The organism is Streptomyces sp. JLBG701 (assembly GCF_058544905.1).
In genome coordinates, this window is sequence record NZ_CM178588.1 from 7,362,913 (window position 1) to 7,380,633 (window position 17,721).

Consider the following 17,721-nt stretch of genomic DNA (forward strand, 5'->3'; position numbering starts at 1 on the left):
CAGAAACCCCGTACGCGAATTTCCTGTCCGCTCGACCGATATCCCCAATGAGGTTGCACGGTTCATGAACTCCCGTCAGCGCCGCGGCGTGATACTCCTGCTCCTGTCGGTCGTCTGCGCCCTCGGCGCGTTCGCCGGCGTCCTCTCCGTCATCAGTGACGTGAAGTCCAAGGTCGGCCCCGAGGTCACCGCCTACCGGCTCAAGGCCGACGTGGAGCCGTACCGGACACTCACCGCGGGCCAGTTCGAGAAGATCGAGATGCCGAAGCGCTGGCTGTCGGCGAACGCGATCACCAGTCTGCGTCAGATCGAGGGCAAGATCGCGGTGACGACCCTCAAGAAGGGCTCTCTGCTGCAGAGCGACATGATCGTCGACCAGCCGGCCCTGCAGGCAGGGGAGCAGGAGGTCGCCATCATGATCGACGCGGCGACCGGCGTGGCCGGCAAGATCACGCCGGGTTCCACGGTCAACGTGTACGCCACCTTCGAGGGCGCGACTGACGGCGCCCCCGATCAGTCGAAGATCATCGTGACGAACGCCCGAGTCCTCGACGTCGGTCAGCTCACCGCCCTCGAACCCGACCAGAACAACCGGAACCAGCAGCCCACGGACGCCGTCCCGATCACCTTCGCACTGTCCACCATCGACGCCCAACGCATCACGTACGCCGAGTCGTTCGCCCAGCGGGTCCGCCTCGCGCTGGTGGCACCGGGCAGCGACACCACGGTCCCCGAGTCGGACCGCACGTACGAACTCGCGAAGGACAAGTGAGAGGCCCGCATGCCCACGAGGATCCTCCCGGCGGTCGGCGACCCGGACGCGGTCCGGTCCATCACGACCCTGCTCAGCCAGCTCCCGGACGCCGAGCCGGTCGCCCCCGTCGCCGACTCGACCCAGCTCATCGACACCCTCGCGCACCTCGCCGCCGAGTCCGTCGACGAACTGCCCGAGGTCGTGGTCGTGCACGAGCGCATCGGCCCGGTCCCCGCACTGGAACTGATCCGCGAAGTGGCCCTGCGCTTCCCCGCCGTCGGCGTCATCCTCGTCACGACAGACGCCGGCCCCCTCCTCTTCCAGGCCGCCATGGACTCCGGCGCCCGCGGCCTGGTCGCCCTCCCGCTCTCCTACGAGGAACTCGCCACCCGCGTCCACGCGGTCGCCCAGTGGTCGGTGGGCGTACGGCGCCATCTGGGCCACGGCGCCGACGTGTTCACCGGCGTCGGCGGAACGGTCGCCACGGTCAGCGGCGCGAAGGGGGGAGTGGGGGCCACCCTCACCGCCATCCAACTCGCCCTCGCCGCCCAGGCGTCGGGCCGCTCCACCGCCCTCGTCGACATGGACCTCCAGACCGGCGACATCGCCTCCTACCTGGACATCCAGTTCCGCCGCTCGGTCGTCGACCTCGCCGCCATCACCGACATCTCGCCCCGCGTCCTCGCCGACGCCGTCTTCCGCCACGACACGGGCATCGCCCTGCTCCTCGCCCCCGGCGAGGGCGAACGCGGCGAGGAGGTCACCGACCGCGCCGCCCGCCAGATCGTCAGCGCCCTGCGCTCCCGCTACGAGGTCGTCGTCATCGACTGCGGCGCCCAGATGAGCGGCGCGAGCGCGACGGCCGTGGAGATGGCCGACACCGCCCTGCTCCTCACGACCCCGGACGTGGTGGCGGTCCGGGCCGCCAAGCGCACGGTACGGATGTGGGACCGGCTGCAGATCCGCAAGGCCGAGGAGACGACGGTCGTCGTCAACCGCCACACGCGCGGTACGGAGATCCAGCCCGCCCTGATCCAGCGCATCACCGGCACAGCGGTCGCCGCCACCGCCATCCCCGCCAACTTCAAGGAACTCCAAGGCGCGGTGGACGCGGGCCGCATCCACCTCCTGGACAACCGCAGCACGGTCAAACAGGCCCTGTGGGGCCTCGCGAGCGAACTCGGGCTGATGAACGTCCCCGAGGGCGCCCAGAAGAGCGGCAGCAGGGTGCGGGGCGCGGACCGCGGCTCGGTGAGCATGCGGCGGCGCAGGGAGATAGGGGGGTAGCCATGAGACACCGGGACGACCGCGGCCAGGTCACCATCGAGTTCCTCGGCATGACACCGCTGATCATTCTGACGCTGGTACTGCTGTGGCAGTTCGTCCTTGTGGGGTACACGTTCACCCTCGCGGGGAACGCTGCGGATGAGGCGGTGCGGGCGGGGACGGCGGCGACACGGGGCGAGCGGAAGGCCGCGTGTAGCCAGGCGGGCCTGGACAAGCTGCCGGACGCATGGGGGGGAGAAGTGGACTGCGGCGGAGAGGGTTTCGTTACGGCCACCGTCAGGCTTCAGGTGCCCGTCCTCTTCCCGGGCTCGATCGGCTTCCCGTTCACGGTCGAGGGCCACGCCGGGGCCGTAGAAGAGGAGAAGCACTGAGATGTCGTACCGACTCTTCTACGACCGTAAAGGCGGCGCCCGCCGCGACCTCGGCCAAGTCGCCATCGAGTACCTCGGGTTCATCCCGATCCTGATGCTCGTCGCCATGGCGGGCGTACAGATCGGGATGATCGCGTACGTCGGGCAGCAGGCGGGCACGGCGGCCCGGGCCGGAGCGCGCAGTGCCTCGCTCGACGGGAACGCCCAACAGGCCTGCCAGCAGGCGGTCAGCGACTGGCTGTCCGGCGGGACCACCTGCGCCCCGGCGTTCGCGGGCGACGAGGTCACCGTCACCGCCACCGTCGACATCCCGCAGGTCTTCCCCATCTGGGACTTCGGGCAGGCCCAGAAGAAGGCCACCATGCCGATCGACCACTGAGGAATGAACGACCGAGGAGCACGGAACCCATGAGCCTTCGGGCACGCATCAACTCCCCCGAGGAGAACGGCAGTCGGGGCGAGGACGGCCACATGGTCGCCTCCTACCGGGCCAAACTCCTGGAGGAGATCGACCTCGCGGAGATGTCCGCACTGGCCGCGGCCGAACGCCGGGCCCGGCTGGAGCGCGTGCTCGGGCACATCATCAGCCGTGAGGGTCCGGTCCTGTCGACGGGTGAGCGGGCGCAGTTGATCCGCCGGGTGGTGGACGAGGCGCTGGGCCTCGGCATCCTGGAGCCGCTGCTCGAAGACGCGTCGATCACGGAGATCATGGTGAACGGCCCGGATGCGATCTTCGTCGAACGAGGCGGCCGTGTCGAGCAGTTGCCGCTCCGCTTCCCCTCCCACGACCAGCTGATGCAGACCATCGAACGCATCGTCTCGACGGTCAACCGTCGCGTCGACGAGTCGAACCCGATGGTCGACGCCCGCCTCCCCTCCGGCGAGCGCGTGAACGTGATCATCCCGCCCCTGTCCCTCACCGGCGCCACCCTCACGATCCGCCGCTTCCCGCGTTCCTTCACGCTCCAGGAGATGATCGGCCTCGGCTCGCTCGACGAGCACATGCTGCTTCTGCTGGCCGGCCTGGTGCAGGCGAAGTTCAACATCATCGTCTCGGGCGCCACGGGCACCGGGAAAACGACCCTCCTCAACGCCCTCTCCGGTCTGATCCCCTCCTCCGAGCGCATCATCACGATCGAGGACTCGGCGGAACTCCAGCTCCAGCAGTCCCATGTGATCCGCCTGGAGGCCCGCCCCCCGAACGTCGAGGGCAAGGGCCAGATCACGATCCGCGACCTGGTCCGCAACTCGCTCCGGATGCGCCCCGACCGCATCGTCGTCGGTGAGGTCCGAGGCGGCGAGTCCCTCGACATGCTCCAGGCGATGTCGACGGGCCACGACGGCTCGCTCGCCACCGTCCACGCCAACAGCGCGGAGGACGCGCTGATGCGGCTGCAGACCCTGGCCTCCATGTCGGAGGTCGAGGTCCCGTTCGTAGCGCTGCACGACCAGATCAACAGTGCCGTCGACGTCATCGTCCAGCTCACCCGTTTCGCCGACGGCGCCCGTCGCATCACCGAGATCGCGATCCTCGACAGCCACGGCGGTGAGCAGTACCGGCTGGCGACCGTCGCCCGCTACGACGCCCAGCCGATGGCGGCGGACGGCCGGATCTACGGCACCTTCCAGTACTACCCGCTCCCGCGCCGCACCGCCGACCGCCTCTACATGGCGAACCAGCCCATCCCCCAGGCCTACGGCGTCGCCCAGACCGCCGGTCAGCTGGCCATCCGAGAAGCCAGGTAGGTAGGTACCGTCCCCATGCCACTGCAAACAGTCGTCCAGCTGACCACCGGCGTCACCCTGCTGACCTGCGTGCTCGCCGTGATGGGCCTGCACTCCTACGCCCAGGGCAGGGCCCAGCGCGCGGCACTGGTGGAGCGCCTGTCGTCGACGGGCCACATGCCGATGGGCCGCCGACGCCGCTTCCGCAACCTGGACCGCCGGCTGCGCGGTACGAAGCTGGGCAGGAAGCTGGAACTGAGGCTGGTGGCAACGGGGTTGGACGTGACCCCCGGCGAGTTCTTCGCGTACATGATGGCGGGGGTCGCGGGACTGTGGCTGGTCGGCCAGGCGACCCTGGCCCCCTTCTTCGGCCCGATCGCGGGCCTGTTGGGCATCTGGGCGGCGTGGCAGTTCCTCAACTGGCAGCGGCAGAAACGCATCGAGAAGTTCATCAACCAACTCCCCGAACTGGCCCGCATCCTGGCCAACGCCACCCAGGCCGGCCTTGCCCTGCGCACCGCGATCGGCATGGCGGCGGAGGAACTGGAAGCCCCGGCCGGCGAGGAACTGGCCAAGGTGGCCAACCAGTTGGCGGTCGGCCAGTCGATGGACGACGCGCTGGGGGAGCTGGCGGAACGCCTCCCGTCACGCGAACTGGTCGTCCTGGTCACGACACTTGTGCTCTCAAACCGGGCGGGCGGCCAGGTGGTGGGCGCGCTGCGCAACCTCACGGAGACCCTGGAGGAGCGAAAGGAGACGCGCCGCGAGGTCCGCACCCAGCTCTCCCAGGTCAGCATGACCTCGTACGCGGTCCCGGTCATGGGCGTAGGCGCCCTGTTCCTGATGAACGGTGTGAAGGACGGCGCCCTGGACCGTATGACAGGCTCGCCGATCGGCCAGGCCTGCGTGGTCATCGCGTTCTCGCTGTACGCCGTCGGCTTCTTCCTCATCCGCCGCATGTCGCGAATCGACGTCTGAGGCAGGGAAAGGGAAGGGGTCGCAGTCATGGATACGGATATGGGTATGGCACTGCCACTGCTTCTGGCACTCGTGATGGGCCTCAGCGTCTGGGGCGTCTTCGCCGGCATCCGCATGTACCGCGCGGACACCAAGCTGCCCACCGACCTGGCCCTGGCCCTGGAGGTCGGCGCCACGCGCACGGGCCGGGTGGACTCGCTGGTGGACCGCATGGGCATGAGGTACGCCCCCTCCGTACTCCGCCTGATGGGCCCCAAACAGGTGGCCAAGTACCGCCGAAAGATCGACCTGGCGGGCAACCCTGGCGGCCTGACGATCGACCGCTACGCGGCACGCCGAGCGGTGTACGGAGCCCTGGGCGGCATAGGCGGCCTGCTCTTCCTCATGCAGGGCAACATCCTGCTGGCCCTCGTCCTCTTCGCCTTCGGCGCGTTCTGGACGGAGGTCGGCATCTGGTCGGCGATCCGCATCCGCAGGGACGTCATCGAACGGACGCTGCCGGACTTCCTGGACGTGTTGGCGGTGGTGGTGAGCGCGGGCCTGGGCTTCCGCCAGGCGCTGGACAGGGTGGCGTCGAGGTACGAGGGCCCGTGGGCGGACGAACTCCGCATCACCCTCCGCCAGATGGACCTCGGCATGAGCCGCCGCCAGGCCTTCGCGGAACTACGGCGGAGGAACGACTCCGAGCAAGTGGCCATGTTCGTCACGGCGTTGCAGCAGGGCGAGGAGCTGGGCGCGCCGATCGTCGACACCCTCGTCGCCATCGCCAAGGACATGCGCCGTACGGACGCCCAGAACGCCCGCCGCAAGGCCGCCCGCGCGGTACCCAAGGCCACGCTCATGATCACGACGTTCATGGTCCCGGCCACGATGCTGCTCCTGGGCGCGGGCCTACTCCTCGGCTCCGGCACGGACTTCGGCACGATCACGGGCAAGTAGGGGAGAGGCGGCGAGGGGAATGACGGCAACCGGCGAACCCACGCGACGGCTACGACGACGCCCGAAAACCCCGGAGATCACGACTCCGCCGGCGGGGACGGTCCTCCCGGCTCATTCGCGCACGGGCGCATCGGACGTCCCGGTGACGACGGTGACGCCGGCGCTGCCGCCGGGGTGGGTGGCGGCGTCGCGGCCGTTACGGGGGCGGCTGGAGCTGACGGCAGGGGAAAGTACGGAGCCGACGACGCAGGGCCGCACGGAGCCGCCGGCGCCACGGTCGGCCGCCGATGGCGCGCAGCCCCCACAGGGGCCACCCGCACCCGACAACGAAAGTAGTACGGGTGGTGCGGGTGGGAAATCAATCCCGGCCGAAGGCCGGGAGCCCCACAACGAACGCGCACCGACAATCCCGATCCAGGTGAACGCCCTCCAAGCCATGTGCCGCCAGGTATTCGGCTTCCGCCTGGCAATGATCGCCCTGGCAGCCCCCGCAGCCCTCCTCAACGCCAAACCAGGAACAGGCGCAACCCTCGTAGGCGCAGCGGTAGTAGTCACCTTCATGGGCTCCTACGTCCTCTTCAGAGACTGGGAACGCTTCGGCCCCCTACTACTCCGCCACCCCACCCTCCTGGCAGTGGACACCCTCTTCGGCTCCCTACTCCTGGTCTCCGCAGGCCCGGATACAACACTCGCCTACGTCAGCGTCTGCACCCCCCTCCTCGCCGGCATCGTCTACGGCTGGCGAGGCGCCGCCTGCTTCGCATCCCTCCAGTCCCTGATCCTCGTCATGGTCTACGCGGCCAGAGAAGACCTGCACGCGAGCATCGCGGAGGCAACCCTCCTCCCCGGCCTCTGCGTAATCGTCGGCGCGGTGGGCTCGGCCCTGCGCAACCTGATGCTGCGCTTCGGCGCGGCGACCCAGGCCCTGACCACGGTCCAGGCCCGCCTGGCGGTGACGGAGGCGGTAGGAGCCGAACGCGCCCGCCTGGCAAGGGAGATGCACGACTCGGTGGCGAAGACGCTCCACGGCGTGGCTTTGGCGGCAGACGGCCTGGCGGGCTCGGCAGGCGCCCCCCGCCTGGACGCGGCGTTGGTGAAACAACAGGCGGAACTGGTGGCCCGTTCAGCCCGTAGGGCCGCAGCCGAGTCGCGAGAACTCCTCACAGACCTGCGCCGAGAATCGGACCCGACCCAGACCACGGACGTCCTGGTAGAACTGGCCGCCCGCACAAGGGACTTCAGTACCCGAACAGGCCTCCCGGCGATATACCGCCCGACAGGAGAACACGCGGTACCACCCGTCCCGCCCGCGGTGGCCCGCCAACTCCTCACGATCGCCACGGAAGCGATGGAGAACGCCCACCGCCACGCCTCCCCGGCCCGGGTCGACGTACAGGCAGGTGTCCACGGCGACCTGCTCCGCATCAGCGTCTACGACGACGGCCGAGGCCTACCCCCCGGCACGACCCTCGAACAACTCCGCAGGGCAGGCCACTTCGGCCTGGTGGGCATGGTCGAACGCTCGGCCTCGGTCGGCGCCCGCATCCGCATAGGCCGCGGCAACCACGCGAAGGGCACGGAAGTCCGCCTGGAACTCCCGCTGGGAGCGCTGGAAACCCTGACCTGACCACCTAGAACTCATGACCTTGAACGAATGACCTCGAACGAATGACCGGAAGGGAGGCCGCCCGATGGCGCAGCCACCACCACAATCGCCACCACCACCGTCACCACCGCACAGCCCGTTCGACGATTTCCCGGCGACCGCACAGCCCACCCCCCTACGGGTGGTCGTGGCCGACGACAACCCCGTGGTCCGCGCGGGCCTCACGGCGCTGCTCTCGGGCCGCGAGGACATCACGGTCGTAGCGGAGGCGGCGGACGGCCGTCAGGCATACGAGGCGGCGGCCCACCACCGCCCCGACGTAGTCCTGTTGGACGTCCGCATGCCCGGAGTGGACGGCATCGCGGCCCTCCCGCACCTGGTGCCGATCGCCCCGGTGGTGATGCTGACGTACAGCAGGGAGTCGGAGATAGTCCACGAGGCCCTGCGCCGGGGAGCGGGCGGCTACCTGGTCCATGGCGAGTTCACGGCGGACCAACTGGTCGCGGCGGTGCGGGACATCAAGGAGGGCAGGGCCCACTTCACTCCGACGGCGGCGGGAGCGTTGCTGTCGCAACTACGAGAAGGGCAGGCCCCGGGGGCCGCGGTACTCCCGGAGGGCTTGGGTGCAACGCCGCAGTTGCAGGCATCCTCGCCCCACGCCCTACCTATTTCTTCACAAAACCTTTCGCGAGTGCAATCATCTGTGAGACAGTCGGACAGGTCGCGGTTCCAACTGAGCGCGAGGGAGGTGGAGATCATGGATCTCATCGCATCGGGCATGAGCAACCAGCAGATCGCCGCCGCCTTGTTCATCAGCGAGAAGACCGTCAAGAACCACATCAACCGCATCTTCGCCAAACTCCACAGCACCAACCGCTCCGAAGCAGCAGCCAAGTGGCTAGGCACGGCCCCCGGTTCGGGCCGAGGGCTGGGGTGAGCGGCCATGCCCCGGACACGTGGTTGGGCGTCGGATTGGGCCCAGGATTGGGTCCTGGGACCCTCTGTTGCGCGGGGTGTTCCCCCGTACGGTTCTCCCACAGAGACTCGTACCGGAGGGGAACACCATGAACAACTGGATCAACACCACCGTTGCGTACCTTCAGACCCGCGTCGCGAAGAGCGACAAGGGGCAGACGGCGGTCGAGTACCTGGGCATCATCGCGGTGGTCGTGGCGATCGTGCTGGCGATCACGGGTACGTCCATCGGGCAGTCGATCTTCAACGCCATCAGCAACAAGATCATCCAGGTAGTCGGCGTTTGATTCGGTCCCGTAGGTACGGCGACGCAGGGCAGGCCTTCCCCATCTACATCACGGTGGTGGCGGGCCTGCTCTTTCTCGCGTTCGCTTATCTCGCGGTCGGCCAGGCCGCAGTGACTCGGAACGGGGCCCAGACGGCGGCTGACGCGGCAGCGCTCGCCGCGGCGCAGGACACCCGGGACCAACTCGCGGGCGAGTGGCTGGACGTCGTACTCGACCCGACGAAGTGGCAGGACATTCTCGACGGTGACGCGGCGGTGTTCGGCGGATGCCAGCGCGCATATCAGCTGGCAGCGCAGAACGACGCGCAGGCGGATTGTAATCAGAGGCCTGAGATCCTGGGCTACACGGTGGAAGCCACGACGATCAAGACCGTCGGAGATTCCATCGTCCCCAACACAGAGGACGTGCACGCGAAGGCATCCGCCACTGCCGTGATCGATCCGCTCTGCCAACCCCCCGGTGAGGACGCCGGGGACGACGTACTGCCGCAGCTCACCTGCGATGGTGTGACCTGGGATCTGGACCCGGACGACCTCACCGATCTACCGGGACCCGAGGACCTCTTCGACGTCCATCTGGCCGACTGACAAGCGAACGATGAGGGAAGAAGGAGGCGGAGTCATGAGCATTCGGTGCACTACGAAGGCCCGCAGGGGGATGGTCGCACTGACCGTTGCGGCCGGACTGGCCCTCGGGGTGGCCGGCTGTGGCAGTGGCGACGATGGCGAGAAGCCGGACACGTCCGCGTCCGCTTCCAATTCCAAGGACGGCGGATCCAACCCGAGTGCTCAGGAAGGGGAAGAGGCCCAGCCTCTTGCCGAACTCAAGGGACCGGACGGACTTCTCCTTCAACTGACCGAGGCCAAGCGGGACTCGGGCGGCTTCGTCACCGTGAACGGCAGTCTGAAGAACGACGGGGCCAAGACGGTCGGCGTACCTGCCCAGTTGAGTGGCGACGAGACCGAGATCGTCCGGCATGGCGTTTCGCTCGGCGGCGCCACCCTTGTGGATTCCGAGGGTAAGAAGCGTTACTACGTACTGCGTGACACTGACGGTCGCCCGTTGACCACTACTGGCTTCCCGCCCATCAAGCCGGGTGAATCGATCGGCGTCTTCATGCAGTTCCCGTCGCCACCCACCAGCACGGCCGAAGTGACCTTCCAGCTGCCGCAGTTCCCTGCCGCCACCATCCAGATCACCGGGTGAGGCCGATCATGACCGCCACCCGAACCCCGACCCGAGCGGGCGTCCCACGCCTCGCCCTCACCCTCACCGCCGCCTCGGTCATGGTCGCCACCAACATCCTCGGCGCCACGACCGCCCGAGCCGACGAAAGCCCGAGCGTCCCCCCGGGCACCGAACCCTCGGCCTCGGCCCCGGTTCAAGTGGACGCGAACGACCCGGACTTGAAGCTCCCCGAGGGCGCCACCCTGGCCAATGCCAAGGTGTTGGACATCAAGTCGGTCGTAGAGGACCAGTCCGGCGACGAACGCCGCGAGGACACCAACTCGGACGTGAAGTTCGCGCTCCAGGCCGAGGTCCTGTTCAGCAAGGACAGCGCGAAACTGAGCAGCGAGGCCAAGTCCCGTATCGCGGCGATCGCGGCCGAGATCAAGACGCAGAACGCCACGAACATCCGAGTCTTCGGCTTCACGGACAACCTCGGCTCCTCGGCCCACGGCGACGTCCTCTCCAAGCAGCGCGCCGACGCCGTACAGGGCGTCCTGGAACAGGAGTTGAACGACTCGAACATCACCTTCGAGGTCCGCGGCTACGGCGAGCAGTACCCGATCTCCTCCAACGCGACGGAGTCGGGCCGCAAGAAGAACCGAAGGGTCGAGGTCTCCTTCCCACGCACGGAGAGCTGACCCGTGCCTAGAGGATCCATTCCAGGGCCGGGCGGTCGACCCGAGGGTGGACTCTCTGAACTGCGGCGAAGTGCGCCGGGGTATCCGCTGCGACACAGAGTGCGTCGGAGGAGGCGTGTCGGGCGCGGCCGAAGACGGCCCGCCACGCGGAGCTACAGGTCGTACGGCAGCAGCTCAAACGAGGGGACGTGGTTGGGCCGTACGACGCTGAAGTGCCGCCGGTCGACGGTGGCCACCTGCTTCGCCTGCCAGCGTTCCGCGATGGCGACAACGCACGCGTCCGTGCCCCCGAGTGGCAGGCTGGCGTACTGCCGCACGAGGTGGGCCATGCGCTCGATGTCGTCGGGCACGACGCCCGTGACGGTGCCGAGCTGCCCCGCCGCGAGCGCGTCCAGGAACGCGGCCTCCACCTGGGCGCCGCAGCGCGTACCGATGAGGTGGCAGGCTTCCGCGATGAGCGGCGCGGGGATCACGAGGTTGCGGGGGTGGACGCTGTCGTACCAGCGTGCGCACGCCGCGTGGTGGCCGTCGTCGGCGTCCGCCAGGGCCACGAGCGGACCCGGGTCGACCACGATCACTCGCCGAACCCTGTCTCCCGCAGAATCTCATCCGCGCGCGCGGACGTGTCGGAGTGCCCGGACCGGCCCATGCCGATGAACGAGGGGCGCGCCGGACGGGTAGCGGGCCCTATGAATGGCCGCAGGCTCTGCGCCACGGCGTCGATGACGTCCTCTGGCACGCGGTCGATGAGCGCATGCAGCTCTTCCCGTGTCGTCATGGTCCCAGGGTAGCCGTGGGGGTCCGGCGTACGCGGCGTGTGGCTTTTTCCATCCCTTCAGGGATCCGCGACATCCGCCACGCCGGCGGTTTCCCCGGTCGGCGCAGTCGAGCACGCAAGCACGACGCGGGAGGCAGCCGACGTATACGTCACGTATACTCGTGGCATGTCCGACGTCATGATCCGAGTGCCCGCCGAAGTCCGTGACCAGCTTGCCGCCGTGGCGGAGGCGAGGGGGACCAGCCTCCGGGCCCTGATGGGGGAAATCGCCGCTCAGACTCTGACTCCCGAGCAGATCAAGGAACGTGCCGATCGCACCCGCGCACTGCTCGCCGAGCGGTTCGGGCACTACGTGACGGACGAGGAGTCGGCGGACATGCGCCGCAAGATGCGCGAGGCCACCGCAGCTCACCGGGCCGCGCTCACGGAGGCGAAGCCGTCCCGTTGAACCTGGCCGAACACTACGTACTCGACACGCCCACGATCCTCGCCATGGGCGGCAACAAGCAGGTCTCAGGCCTGATCCACGCCGCGGCGGCCAGCGATGACGTCCGTTTGTGGGCGCCCGTACTGTGTCTCCTGGAGGCAGAGCGCGAGCGTCCCGGGATCGTCGCGCACGTCGGCGTGGTGCTTGACGTCGTCCGTGTGATCGACGACGACTACGCCATGGCCGCGACCGTTGCCGAGTTGCACCGAGACGACGTCCCCTTCGGCGTCGCGGCGGCCGTACACGCGGCCCGACCGAACACGACGCTCCCCGAAGGGGCCCTGGTGGCCACCGTCGAGCCGGAGACGTACGACAGACTCGGCGTCGGTGTCATGGACTTGAACCGCTGACCGTCGCTCGATGGCAGAGGGAGTGATTGGAGCCTTCGGGCCACGGCCGGGACAGCCGACCTGCGACTTTCCTCCCACCGCCTGGCCCGAAGGGGCCAATCACTCGGGCCAGCGGGTCGGTGACGAAGGTTCCGCGGCCGTGAACGGTCTCGATGAGCCCCCGGTCGCGCAGGACCTGGGCGGCTCGCCGGACGGTGAGGTAGGCGACGCCGTACTTCTGCGCGATATCCCGCTCTGCGGGCAGGCGTGCACTGGGCTGGAGCTCCCCGGCGCGGACCCTCGCCTCGATGTGGTCGGCTACGGCGACGTAGATGAGCTGGGAACCCTGCGGGTTGAAGTCGGGTACCTCGCGCTGATGACAGTGAGCGTTATCCACGCGCTGCTGCGCTGGATCCTGGACGTGCGCGTGCCCGGTACCGGCAGGCGGAGGGCGGGTGTGCGCCCCGCCGTGCAGATTCTCGCCGGGGAGCCGGAGACGCCCAACCCCGTTGCCGTACGGTGATCGTCCTCGCGTCGGCCGCTCGTGGACCTGCCCGCCCTCAGCCCGCCCGGATCAGACAGAACTCATTGCCCTCGGGATCACCCAGAAGGACGTGATCCGCGTACCGGGCCCGAACGGTCGCCCCAAGTCCGCTCAAGCGCCGTATCTCTGCCTCCGTGTCATCGGCGACCAGATCCAGATGCACCCGGTTCTTCACGACCTTCGCCTCCGGCACAAGCTGGAAGAACAGCCGAGGCCCGCCGCCCACCGGCTCGACGAGCACGGTCGGGTCGTCCTCGGTGCTGGTGATGCCCAGGGCGCGCAAGCGGGCCAACTCCGCATCGTCGTATGGAGCCACGGCATAGCCCGTCAGGGCCGCGGCCCAGAAACGGGCGGTAGCGGCGGGGTGGGCACAGTCGAAGACGATGTCACGAAGGCGCGCCATCCCTCCATCATGTCGCCTCGGGGGCAAAGGGTTTGGGTGCGGAATTGGGCCCACGGGCCCATGTCCGCCCGACGACCGGTCCCTAGCCTCTTGAACCTCATCCCGCCCTGTGGGTCAACGCCGGGGAGACCGAGGTGAGTTGACGAGGGGGAGGGCATGGCATCGATCGGGGGAGAGTTCGGGGCGGGGTGGCCGGCGGGACGTGGTGGGCGTCGGGACATGCCCGGCCCGCTCACGTACGCGCTCGTGCTCGTCCACACGCTGTTCGCCGTCACGGTCGTAGGCGGGCTCGGTCTCCTGCTCACCGCGGCGCAGTACGACGCCCTCGACGGCGAGGTCCTCGCCCTCATCGCCTACGCGGCCGCGCCCGGCACCCTCGGCTGGTGGCTCGCCCGGCGGAGTTGGGAGGGCGGGGTCCGGATCTGGCGGGGACTCGTCGCCGTACAGGCGTGGCTGATCCTCGGCTCGATCGCGAACATCGTCCAGGGTTCACCACGCGGCTTCACCCAACTCCTCCTCCCCATCCTGATCCTGTACTTCCTCACCCGCCCCGACAGCCGCGACTGGTACCGCCTCTCCGAGCCGGACAGACAGGAACGCCGCCCGTTCTCCCTGTCCCGGATGATCCGCTGGCGCCGGGACGAAGGCCAGACGTCCGTGGAGTACGCGGGGATGGTCGCGGTCGTCGCGGCGATCATCGCGGCCCTCCTTGTGAGCGGCCTGGGCACACAGGTCCTCACCGGCATCCAGTCCCAGATCTGCCGCGTCACCGGCATGGCATGCCCCGCCCCTGCGGGCAGCGACGGGGTCACGGCCGGCGACGGCAACGGCGACGACGGCGAGGATGAGGGCGCCAACGGCGGTGACACCGGGGGCACTTCGGCCGGTGGCACTGCCAGCGGGGGGACTTCGACTGGGGGTGGCGACACCACTGGCGGTGGATCCACCGGCGGCGGCGACTCCGGCGGTACGAACCCCGGCACGGACGACCCCTCCGTCGTAGACCCCGTAGACCCCGTAGACCCTGTTAATCCCGTAGACCCGGTCGCCGACGCGGACGAGATCGACGAGCCGCCTTACGAGGACCCGACCGCCGACGACGGTGGGGACGGTGGCGACGACGATGGCGAGGGCTGTTTCTCCGGCTTCGGGGCGTTCTTCGGGTGTGCCGGTGACCAGGTCAAGCAGGTCGGCGAGGGACTCTTCGTCGACGGCATCTGGGGGGATGTGACAGGGCTGTGGAACACGGTCATCCACCCCGCCGACACCTGGAACGGCCTGATGGACTACGGCCGTTCGCTGGGCGATGAGTGGTGGGACAACAGTGCGGGCGCCCGTGACAAGTGGGGCGACGGCGACTATCTCGGCGCGATTCTGGACTGGGGCGGCGCCTCGCTGCAGACCGGCGGCACGGTCCTGTTCGACATGTTCATCGGCGACGACGTCGTGGACCAGTGGAACAGCGGCAACCAGACCCGGGCCGTCACCACCGTCATCTGGAACGTCGGCTCGCTGTTCATCCCCGGCTACGGCGAAGCCAAGATCGCCGAGAAGATCGGCGCCCTCGGCAGGCTGAGCAAGCTCGTCGACAACGCGGCGGAAGCGGTGCAGGACGCCCGGCGGGCGGCCAAGGCGGGCGATCTCGACGCGCTGGAGGACGCGGCGAAGCGGGCCGACGACGCGGCGGACGAAGCGGAGGACGCGGCCCGCAAGACGGGCTGCACCATCTCCGCTCCGGCCCGCGAGATCCCGTACGACACACAGGTCCCGCAGGAGGACGGCCCGGCCCCCGGTCTCAGCGGCGGCACCGGAACGGGCACCACCGTCCTCGCCGCAGCCGCCTCCCAGGCCCGGACCCCCTACGTCGTCCTCGCGGAAGGCGGCTGCGACGAGGAGGCCAGGGAGGAGGCTCGGCAGGCCCGTGAGCACGAGCGCGAGGCCTACCTGGAGCGCAAGCGAGCGGAGGAGCCGGACCGCGCGAGGCAGGCCCTGGAGAACCGGAAGCAGTGGCCCGACCCCGAGCACGGCGACACGGGCGACCCGCGCAACTACGACCCGCCGGACTGGGCCGACGACCTGAACACCCGTACCTACGGCGACGCCGACGCCGGCGACGGGTTCTGGGCCGGCCGTGACCGCAACCCCGAGCCCAACTGGCGCAACGAGTCCTGGCTGCGCTACCAGGAGCAGGTCACCGGCACGCAGCGCGGATACGAGTACGTCGTCCCGCACCCCGACCCGGACGTACCGGATGTCGAGTTCGACGGCTGGGACGCCTCCCGGCAGACATACCTGGAAGCCAAGAACGGCTACGACAGCTTCCTGAGCGCCGACCGGACCGAACTCACCCCGTCCGGCAGGGAGCGACTGCTCGCCGAGGCCCGCCGCCAGACCGAGGCCGCGCGGGGCAAGGGCGTCGAGTGGCACTTCTCCAACGAGGAGGTCGCCGACGCGGCCAGGGACGCGTTCGAGGACGCGGGCCTGGACATCGAGGTGGTCCACACCTCGCCCGAGCCGGTCGCGGGCGACAGGAAGCCCGAGGCGTTCAACTGACGGAGTCGACGGCGTCCCGGTGTCCCTAAGGTGGTGGCAGCAGCCGTATGCGCGACGAGAGCCCAGGCAAGAGGCAGGGGAGTAGGGACATGCGACGAGTGGTGCGGGGCTTCTGGGGCCCTCGGCAGGAGTCGGTGGAGGCGCTCGCCGGCCGCTGGAGCGCGACGCTGGCCCAGTTCGCCCGACTTCTCCAAGAAGCCGGGGCGAGCGCGGAGTGGAAGTGGCGGACCGTTCCCGCCTCCGGGCCGTCCGTGGAGGTCGGGCCGGACGAGGCGTCCCTCGTCGGCGCGCTGCGTGCGGCTCAGGCGGCCGACGGCTGGTCGGCGGCGAACGGTACGTCGCTGCGGCTGCTGGCCGAGAGCGCTCCGGACTGGAAGGTGGAGATCGCCGGACTCGCGGGCGGCACCCCGGAGTTCCTGCTTCAGTCGCTGGTGGCCACCCTTGTGTCCCCGGACGACGCGGACGTGCCCGACACCGGACTCCTCACCGCCGTGGCCGAGGAGTGGCAGCCGGACTTCGGCGACGTGAGCGACCGGGCCGTCACGGCCGCCCTGAAGAAAGAGGCCGGCTTCAAGGTCGGTACGCCATCGGTCGGTTGGGCCGGTTACCTGTCCCCGGGGCGCGCGGCCCGTATCCCGGACGAACTGGCGACCTCCCGCAAGGAGATCCCGGGCGCCGGGGTGCTCCTGGACATCGCACCCCCCGCCGACACCGCCACGGTGGTGCACACCTACCAGGCGCTGAAGGCCGCCGGAGCCCTGGAGCCACTGCCCCGCCCGATGGACAGGCCGACCCTGTGACCGCCCGCCACGGGCAGACCTGGGACACGGCCCGAGCCATGGCCGACATCGAGGCCCTTCTGACCGAGCCCCTCCCGGCAACGGGGCCGACGGTCGACGAGGGCGAGCCGGAGACGGGCGAGTGGACCGTGACGAGGGGAGAGGGCTTCCTGCTCACTCCCCTCTGGGAGGGCGATGCCCTGACCGGCGTATACGGCGATGAGTGGAGCGCGGCCGAGGATGCGGCCCGGGGTCATCTGGCCGCTCTGGTAGGGAAGTTGGACGGTCGCTGGGGCGCCCATCGCGAGGTCGGCATGCGCGTGCCCCTGTTCCGAAAGCAGGCGGGCGAACCCCTCCCCGAGCCGTTCCAGGCACTGAGCGACAACGACTGCTACGGCGACCTGGCGCTATGGGGCCCGGTGACCACGGACTCGGCCCCTGCCCCCAGATGGCTCGCCGTCTCCCTCAACCAGTCCGACGGTGACGCCCCGATGATCCTGACGGCTGTCGTGAGCGACAGCCCTATCGACGAGCTGGAAGAACCGGAAGAACCGGAAGAACCGGAAGAACACGAGTGACGAGGCCGTGACGGCTGCCCCCCATTACGGTCTACGGTCTACTCCGTCTCGACGATCACCCGAACCCCGACCCGCAACCCCCACCCCTCCACAGCCCCCGCCTCCGCCTCCAACACATGCCGAGCCCGAAGCCGAGGCAGCCCCAACCGCCCCGGCTTCATGGTCCGTACGGCGATGACGACCAGGTGGCGATCGAGATAGGCGACGTCGATGGGGATGCGCATCCGGAAGGTGTGCACGCTGTTGGCCGGGGAGAGCAGGAGCGCCCCGTCGACGGAGTCCCGGCCGAGCAGCCCCTTCGTACGGGCGCGGTACGAGGCCGCGATCTCCAGCGGCACGGTCACCGGCGCCGCGCCGCCGCCGTCGCCACCGCCGCCCCCGTGAACGACCAGCTTCCCCCGCCCGTCCCGCCAGCGCGCCATACCCAGGCCACCTCCCTGCCCCGACGTCCAATGTGCGAGACCGTATCCGCAAGGCAGC

Annotated in this window: 24 protein-coding genes; 19 read left to right on the forward strand and 5 right to left on the reverse strand. The window is 69.3% G+C overall.

Annotated features, from left to right (window positions below):
• Positions 1 to 64: 64 nt before the first annotated feature.
• The 13 genes from cpaB to AC5DRG_RS34215 all read left to right on the forward strand — a co-directional run bounded on the left by cpaB (position 65) and on the right by AC5DRG_RS34215 (position 10,790).
• The gene (gene cpaB, locus AC5DRG_RS34155; protein ID WP_491803386.1) at positions 65 to 772 is read left to right on the forward strand and encodes a Flp pilus assembly protein CpaB; all 708 of its coding nucleotides are present in this window, start codon (positions 65 to 67) and stop codon (positions 770 to 772) included.
• 9 nt (positions 773 to 781) lie between these two features.
• A complete protein-coding gene (locus AC5DRG_RS34160) occupies positions 782 to 2,041 on the forward strand; it encodes a CpaE/TadZ family protein (RefSeq protein ID WP_491803387.1) in 1,260 nt (419 codons plus the stop codon).
• A gap of 2 nt (positions 2,042 to 2,043) precedes the next feature.
• Positions 2,044 to 2,412 (forward strand): TadE/TadG family type IV pilus assembly protein, encoded by a 369-nt coding sequence (locus tag AC5DRG_RS34165; protein WP_491803388.1) that lies wholly within the window; start codon positions 2,044 to 2,046, stop codon positions 2,410 to 2,412.
• 1 nt (position 2,413) lies between these two features.
• Positions 2,414 to 2,791, forward strand: a complete 378-nt coding sequence (locus tag AC5DRG_RS34170) for a TadE/TadG family type IV pilus assembly protein (RefSeq protein WP_491803389.1) — start codon at positions 2,414 to 2,416, stop codon at positions 2,789 to 2,791.
• A gap of 29 nt (positions 2,792 to 2,820) precedes the next feature.
• Positions 2,821 to 4,158: a TadA family conjugal transfer-associated ATPase gene (locus AC5DRG_RS34175; protein ID WP_491803390.1), complete on the forward strand. Its 1,338-nt coding sequence runs from the start codon at positions 2,821 to 2,823 to the stop codon at positions 4,156 to 4,158.
• Positions 4,159 to 4,173: 15 nt separating this feature from the next.
• Positions 4,174 to 5,115 (forward strand): type II secretion system F family protein, encoded by a 942-nt coding sequence (locus AC5DRG_RS34180; protein WP_491803391.1) that lies wholly within the window; start codon positions 4,174 to 4,176, stop codon positions 5,113 to 5,115.
• 51 nt (positions 5,116 to 5,166) lie between these two features.
• Positions 5,167 to 6,054 (forward strand): DUF5936 domain-containing protein, encoded by an 888-nt coding sequence (locus AC5DRG_RS34185; RefSeq protein ID WP_491813241.1) that lies wholly within the window; start codon positions 5,167 to 5,169, stop codon positions 6,052 to 6,054.
• Positions 6,055 to 6,073: 19 nt separating this feature from the next.
• Positions 6,074 to 7,681, forward strand: a complete 1,608-nt coding sequence (locus AC5DRG_RS34190; RefSeq protein ID WP_491803392.1) for a sensor histidine kinase — start codon at positions 6,074 to 6,076, stop codon at positions 7,679 to 7,681.
• 64 nt (positions 7,682 to 7,745) lie between these two features.
• On the forward strand, positions 7,746 to 8,597 hold the full coding sequence (locus AC5DRG_RS34195) for a response regulator (RefSeq protein WP_491803393.1): 852 nt from the start codon (positions 7,746 to 7,748) through the stop codon (positions 8,595 to 8,597).
• Positions 8,598 to 8,724: 127 nt separating this feature from the next.
• Positions 8,725 to 8,922, forward strand: a complete 198-nt coding sequence (locus AC5DRG_RS34200; RefSeq protein WP_491803394.1) for a Flp family type IVb pilin — start codon at positions 8,725 to 8,727, stop codon at positions 8,920 to 8,922.
• Positions 8,919 to 9,509, forward strand: a complete 591-nt coding sequence (locus AC5DRG_RS34205; RefSeq protein WP_491803396.1) for a pilus assembly protein TadG-related protein — start codon at positions 8,919 to 8,921, stop codon at positions 9,507 to 9,509. The genes AC5DRG_RS34200 and AC5DRG_RS34205 overlap by 4 nt, the downstream gene beginning before the upstream one ends.
• Before the next feature lie 34 nt (positions 9,510 to 9,543).
• Positions 9,544 to 10,128: a hypothetical protein gene (locus AC5DRG_RS34210; RefSeq protein ID WP_491803397.1), complete on the forward strand. Its 585-nt coding sequence runs from the start codon at positions 9,544 to 9,546 to the stop codon at positions 10,126 to 10,128.
• 8 nt (positions 10,129 to 10,136) lie between these two features.
• Entirely contained in the window at positions 10,137 to 10,790 is a 654-nt protein-coding gene (locus AC5DRG_RS34215; RefSeq protein ID WP_491803398.1) for an OmpA family protein, read from the forward strand.
• Positions 10,791 to 10,942: 152 nt separating this feature from the next.
• On the opposite strand, the gene AC5DRG_RS34220 is transcribed toward AC5DRG_RS34215, so the two are convergent.
• The gene (locus AC5DRG_RS34220; protein ID WP_491803399.1) at positions 10,943 to 11,368 is read right to left on the reverse strand and encodes a type II toxin-antitoxin system VapC family toxin; all 426 of its coding nucleotides are present in this window, start codon (positions 11,366 to 11,368) and stop codon (positions 10,943 to 10,945) included.
• Positions 11,365 to 11,568, reverse strand: coding sequence for a hypothetical protein (locus tag AC5DRG_RS34225; protein WP_491803400.1), 204 nt, complete (start codon positions 11,566 to 11,568; stop codon positions 11,365 to 11,367). Before AC5DRG_RS34225 ends, AC5DRG_RS34220 begins: the two co-directional genes overlap by 4 nt.
• Before the next feature lie 166 nt (positions 11,569 to 11,734).
• Here AC5DRG_RS34225 and AC5DRG_RS34230 point away from each other — a divergent pair, with 166 nt between their 5' ends.
• Together AC5DRG_RS34230 and AC5DRG_RS34235 are read left to right on the forward strand one after the other, a co-directional pair.
• Positions 11,735 to 12,016: an Arc family DNA-binding protein gene (locus AC5DRG_RS34230; RefSeq protein WP_491803401.1), complete on the forward strand. Its 282-nt coding sequence runs from the start codon at positions 11,735 to 11,737 to the stop codon at positions 12,014 to 12,016.
• Positions 12,013 to 12,405 (forward strand): PIN domain-containing protein, encoded by a 393-nt coding sequence (locus tag AC5DRG_RS34235; protein ID WP_491803403.1) that lies wholly within the window; start codon positions 12,013 to 12,015, stop codon positions 12,403 to 12,405. Before AC5DRG_RS34230 ends, AC5DRG_RS34235 begins: the two co-directional genes overlap by 4 nt.
• Here AC5DRG_RS34235 and AC5DRG_RS34240 read toward each other — a convergent pair.
• The gene (locus tag AC5DRG_RS34240; protein WP_491803405.1) at positions 12,386 to 12,781 is read right to left on the reverse strand and encodes a winged helix-turn-helix domain-containing protein; all 396 of its coding nucleotides are present in this window, start codon (positions 12,779 to 12,781) and stop codon (positions 12,386 to 12,388) included. The genes AC5DRG_RS34235 and AC5DRG_RS34240 overlap by 20 nt on opposite strands.
• On the opposite strand from AC5DRG_RS34240, the gene AC5DRG_RS34245 reads away from it, so the two are divergent.
• Entirely contained in the window at positions 12,761 to 12,907 is a 147-nt protein-coding gene (locus tag AC5DRG_RS34245) for a hypothetical protein (protein WP_491803406.1), read from the forward strand. The two genes, AC5DRG_RS34240 and AC5DRG_RS34245, sit on opposite strands and share 21 nt — an antisense overlap.
• Positions 12,908 to 12,944: 37 nt before the next feature.
• On the opposite strand, the gene AC5DRG_RS34250 is transcribed toward AC5DRG_RS34245, so the two are convergent.
• Entirely contained in the window at positions 12,945 to 13,331 is a 387-nt protein-coding gene (locus AC5DRG_RS34250; protein WP_491803407.1) for a VOC family protein, read from the reverse strand.
• Positions 13,332 to 13,550: 219 nt separating this feature from the next.
• Here AC5DRG_RS34250 and AC5DRG_RS34255 point away from each other — a divergent pair, with 219 nt between their 5' ends.
• From AC5DRG_RS34255 to AC5DRG_RS34265, 3 genes are all read left to right on the forward strand, one after another.
• A complete protein-coding gene (locus AC5DRG_RS34255; RefSeq protein WP_491803408.1) occupies positions 13,551 to 15,884 on the forward strand; it encodes a Tox-REase-5 domain-containing protein in 2,334 nt (777 codons plus the stop codon).
• Positions 15,885 to 15,973: 89 nt separating this feature from the next.
• Positions 15,974 to 16,684 (forward strand): hypothetical protein, encoded by a 711-nt coding sequence (locus AC5DRG_RS34260; protein WP_491803409.1) that lies wholly within the window; start codon positions 15,974 to 15,976, stop codon positions 16,682 to 16,684.
• Positions 16,681 to 17,241 (forward strand): hypothetical protein, encoded by a 561-nt coding sequence (locus tag AC5DRG_RS34265; protein WP_491803410.1) that lies wholly within the window; start codon positions 16,681 to 16,683, stop codon positions 17,239 to 17,241. Before AC5DRG_RS34260 ends, AC5DRG_RS34265 begins: the two co-directional genes overlap by 4 nt.
• Before the next feature lie 38 nt (positions 17,242 to 17,279).
• Here AC5DRG_RS34265 and AC5DRG_RS34270 read toward each other — a convergent pair whose 3' ends face one another.
• The gene (locus tag AC5DRG_RS34270) at positions 17,280 to 17,663 is read right to left on the reverse strand and encodes a DUF192 domain-containing protein (protein ID WP_491803412.1); all 384 of its coding nucleotides are present in this window, start codon (positions 17,661 to 17,663) and stop codon (positions 17,280 to 17,282) included.
• Positions 17,664 to 17,721: the final 58 nt, after the last annotated feature.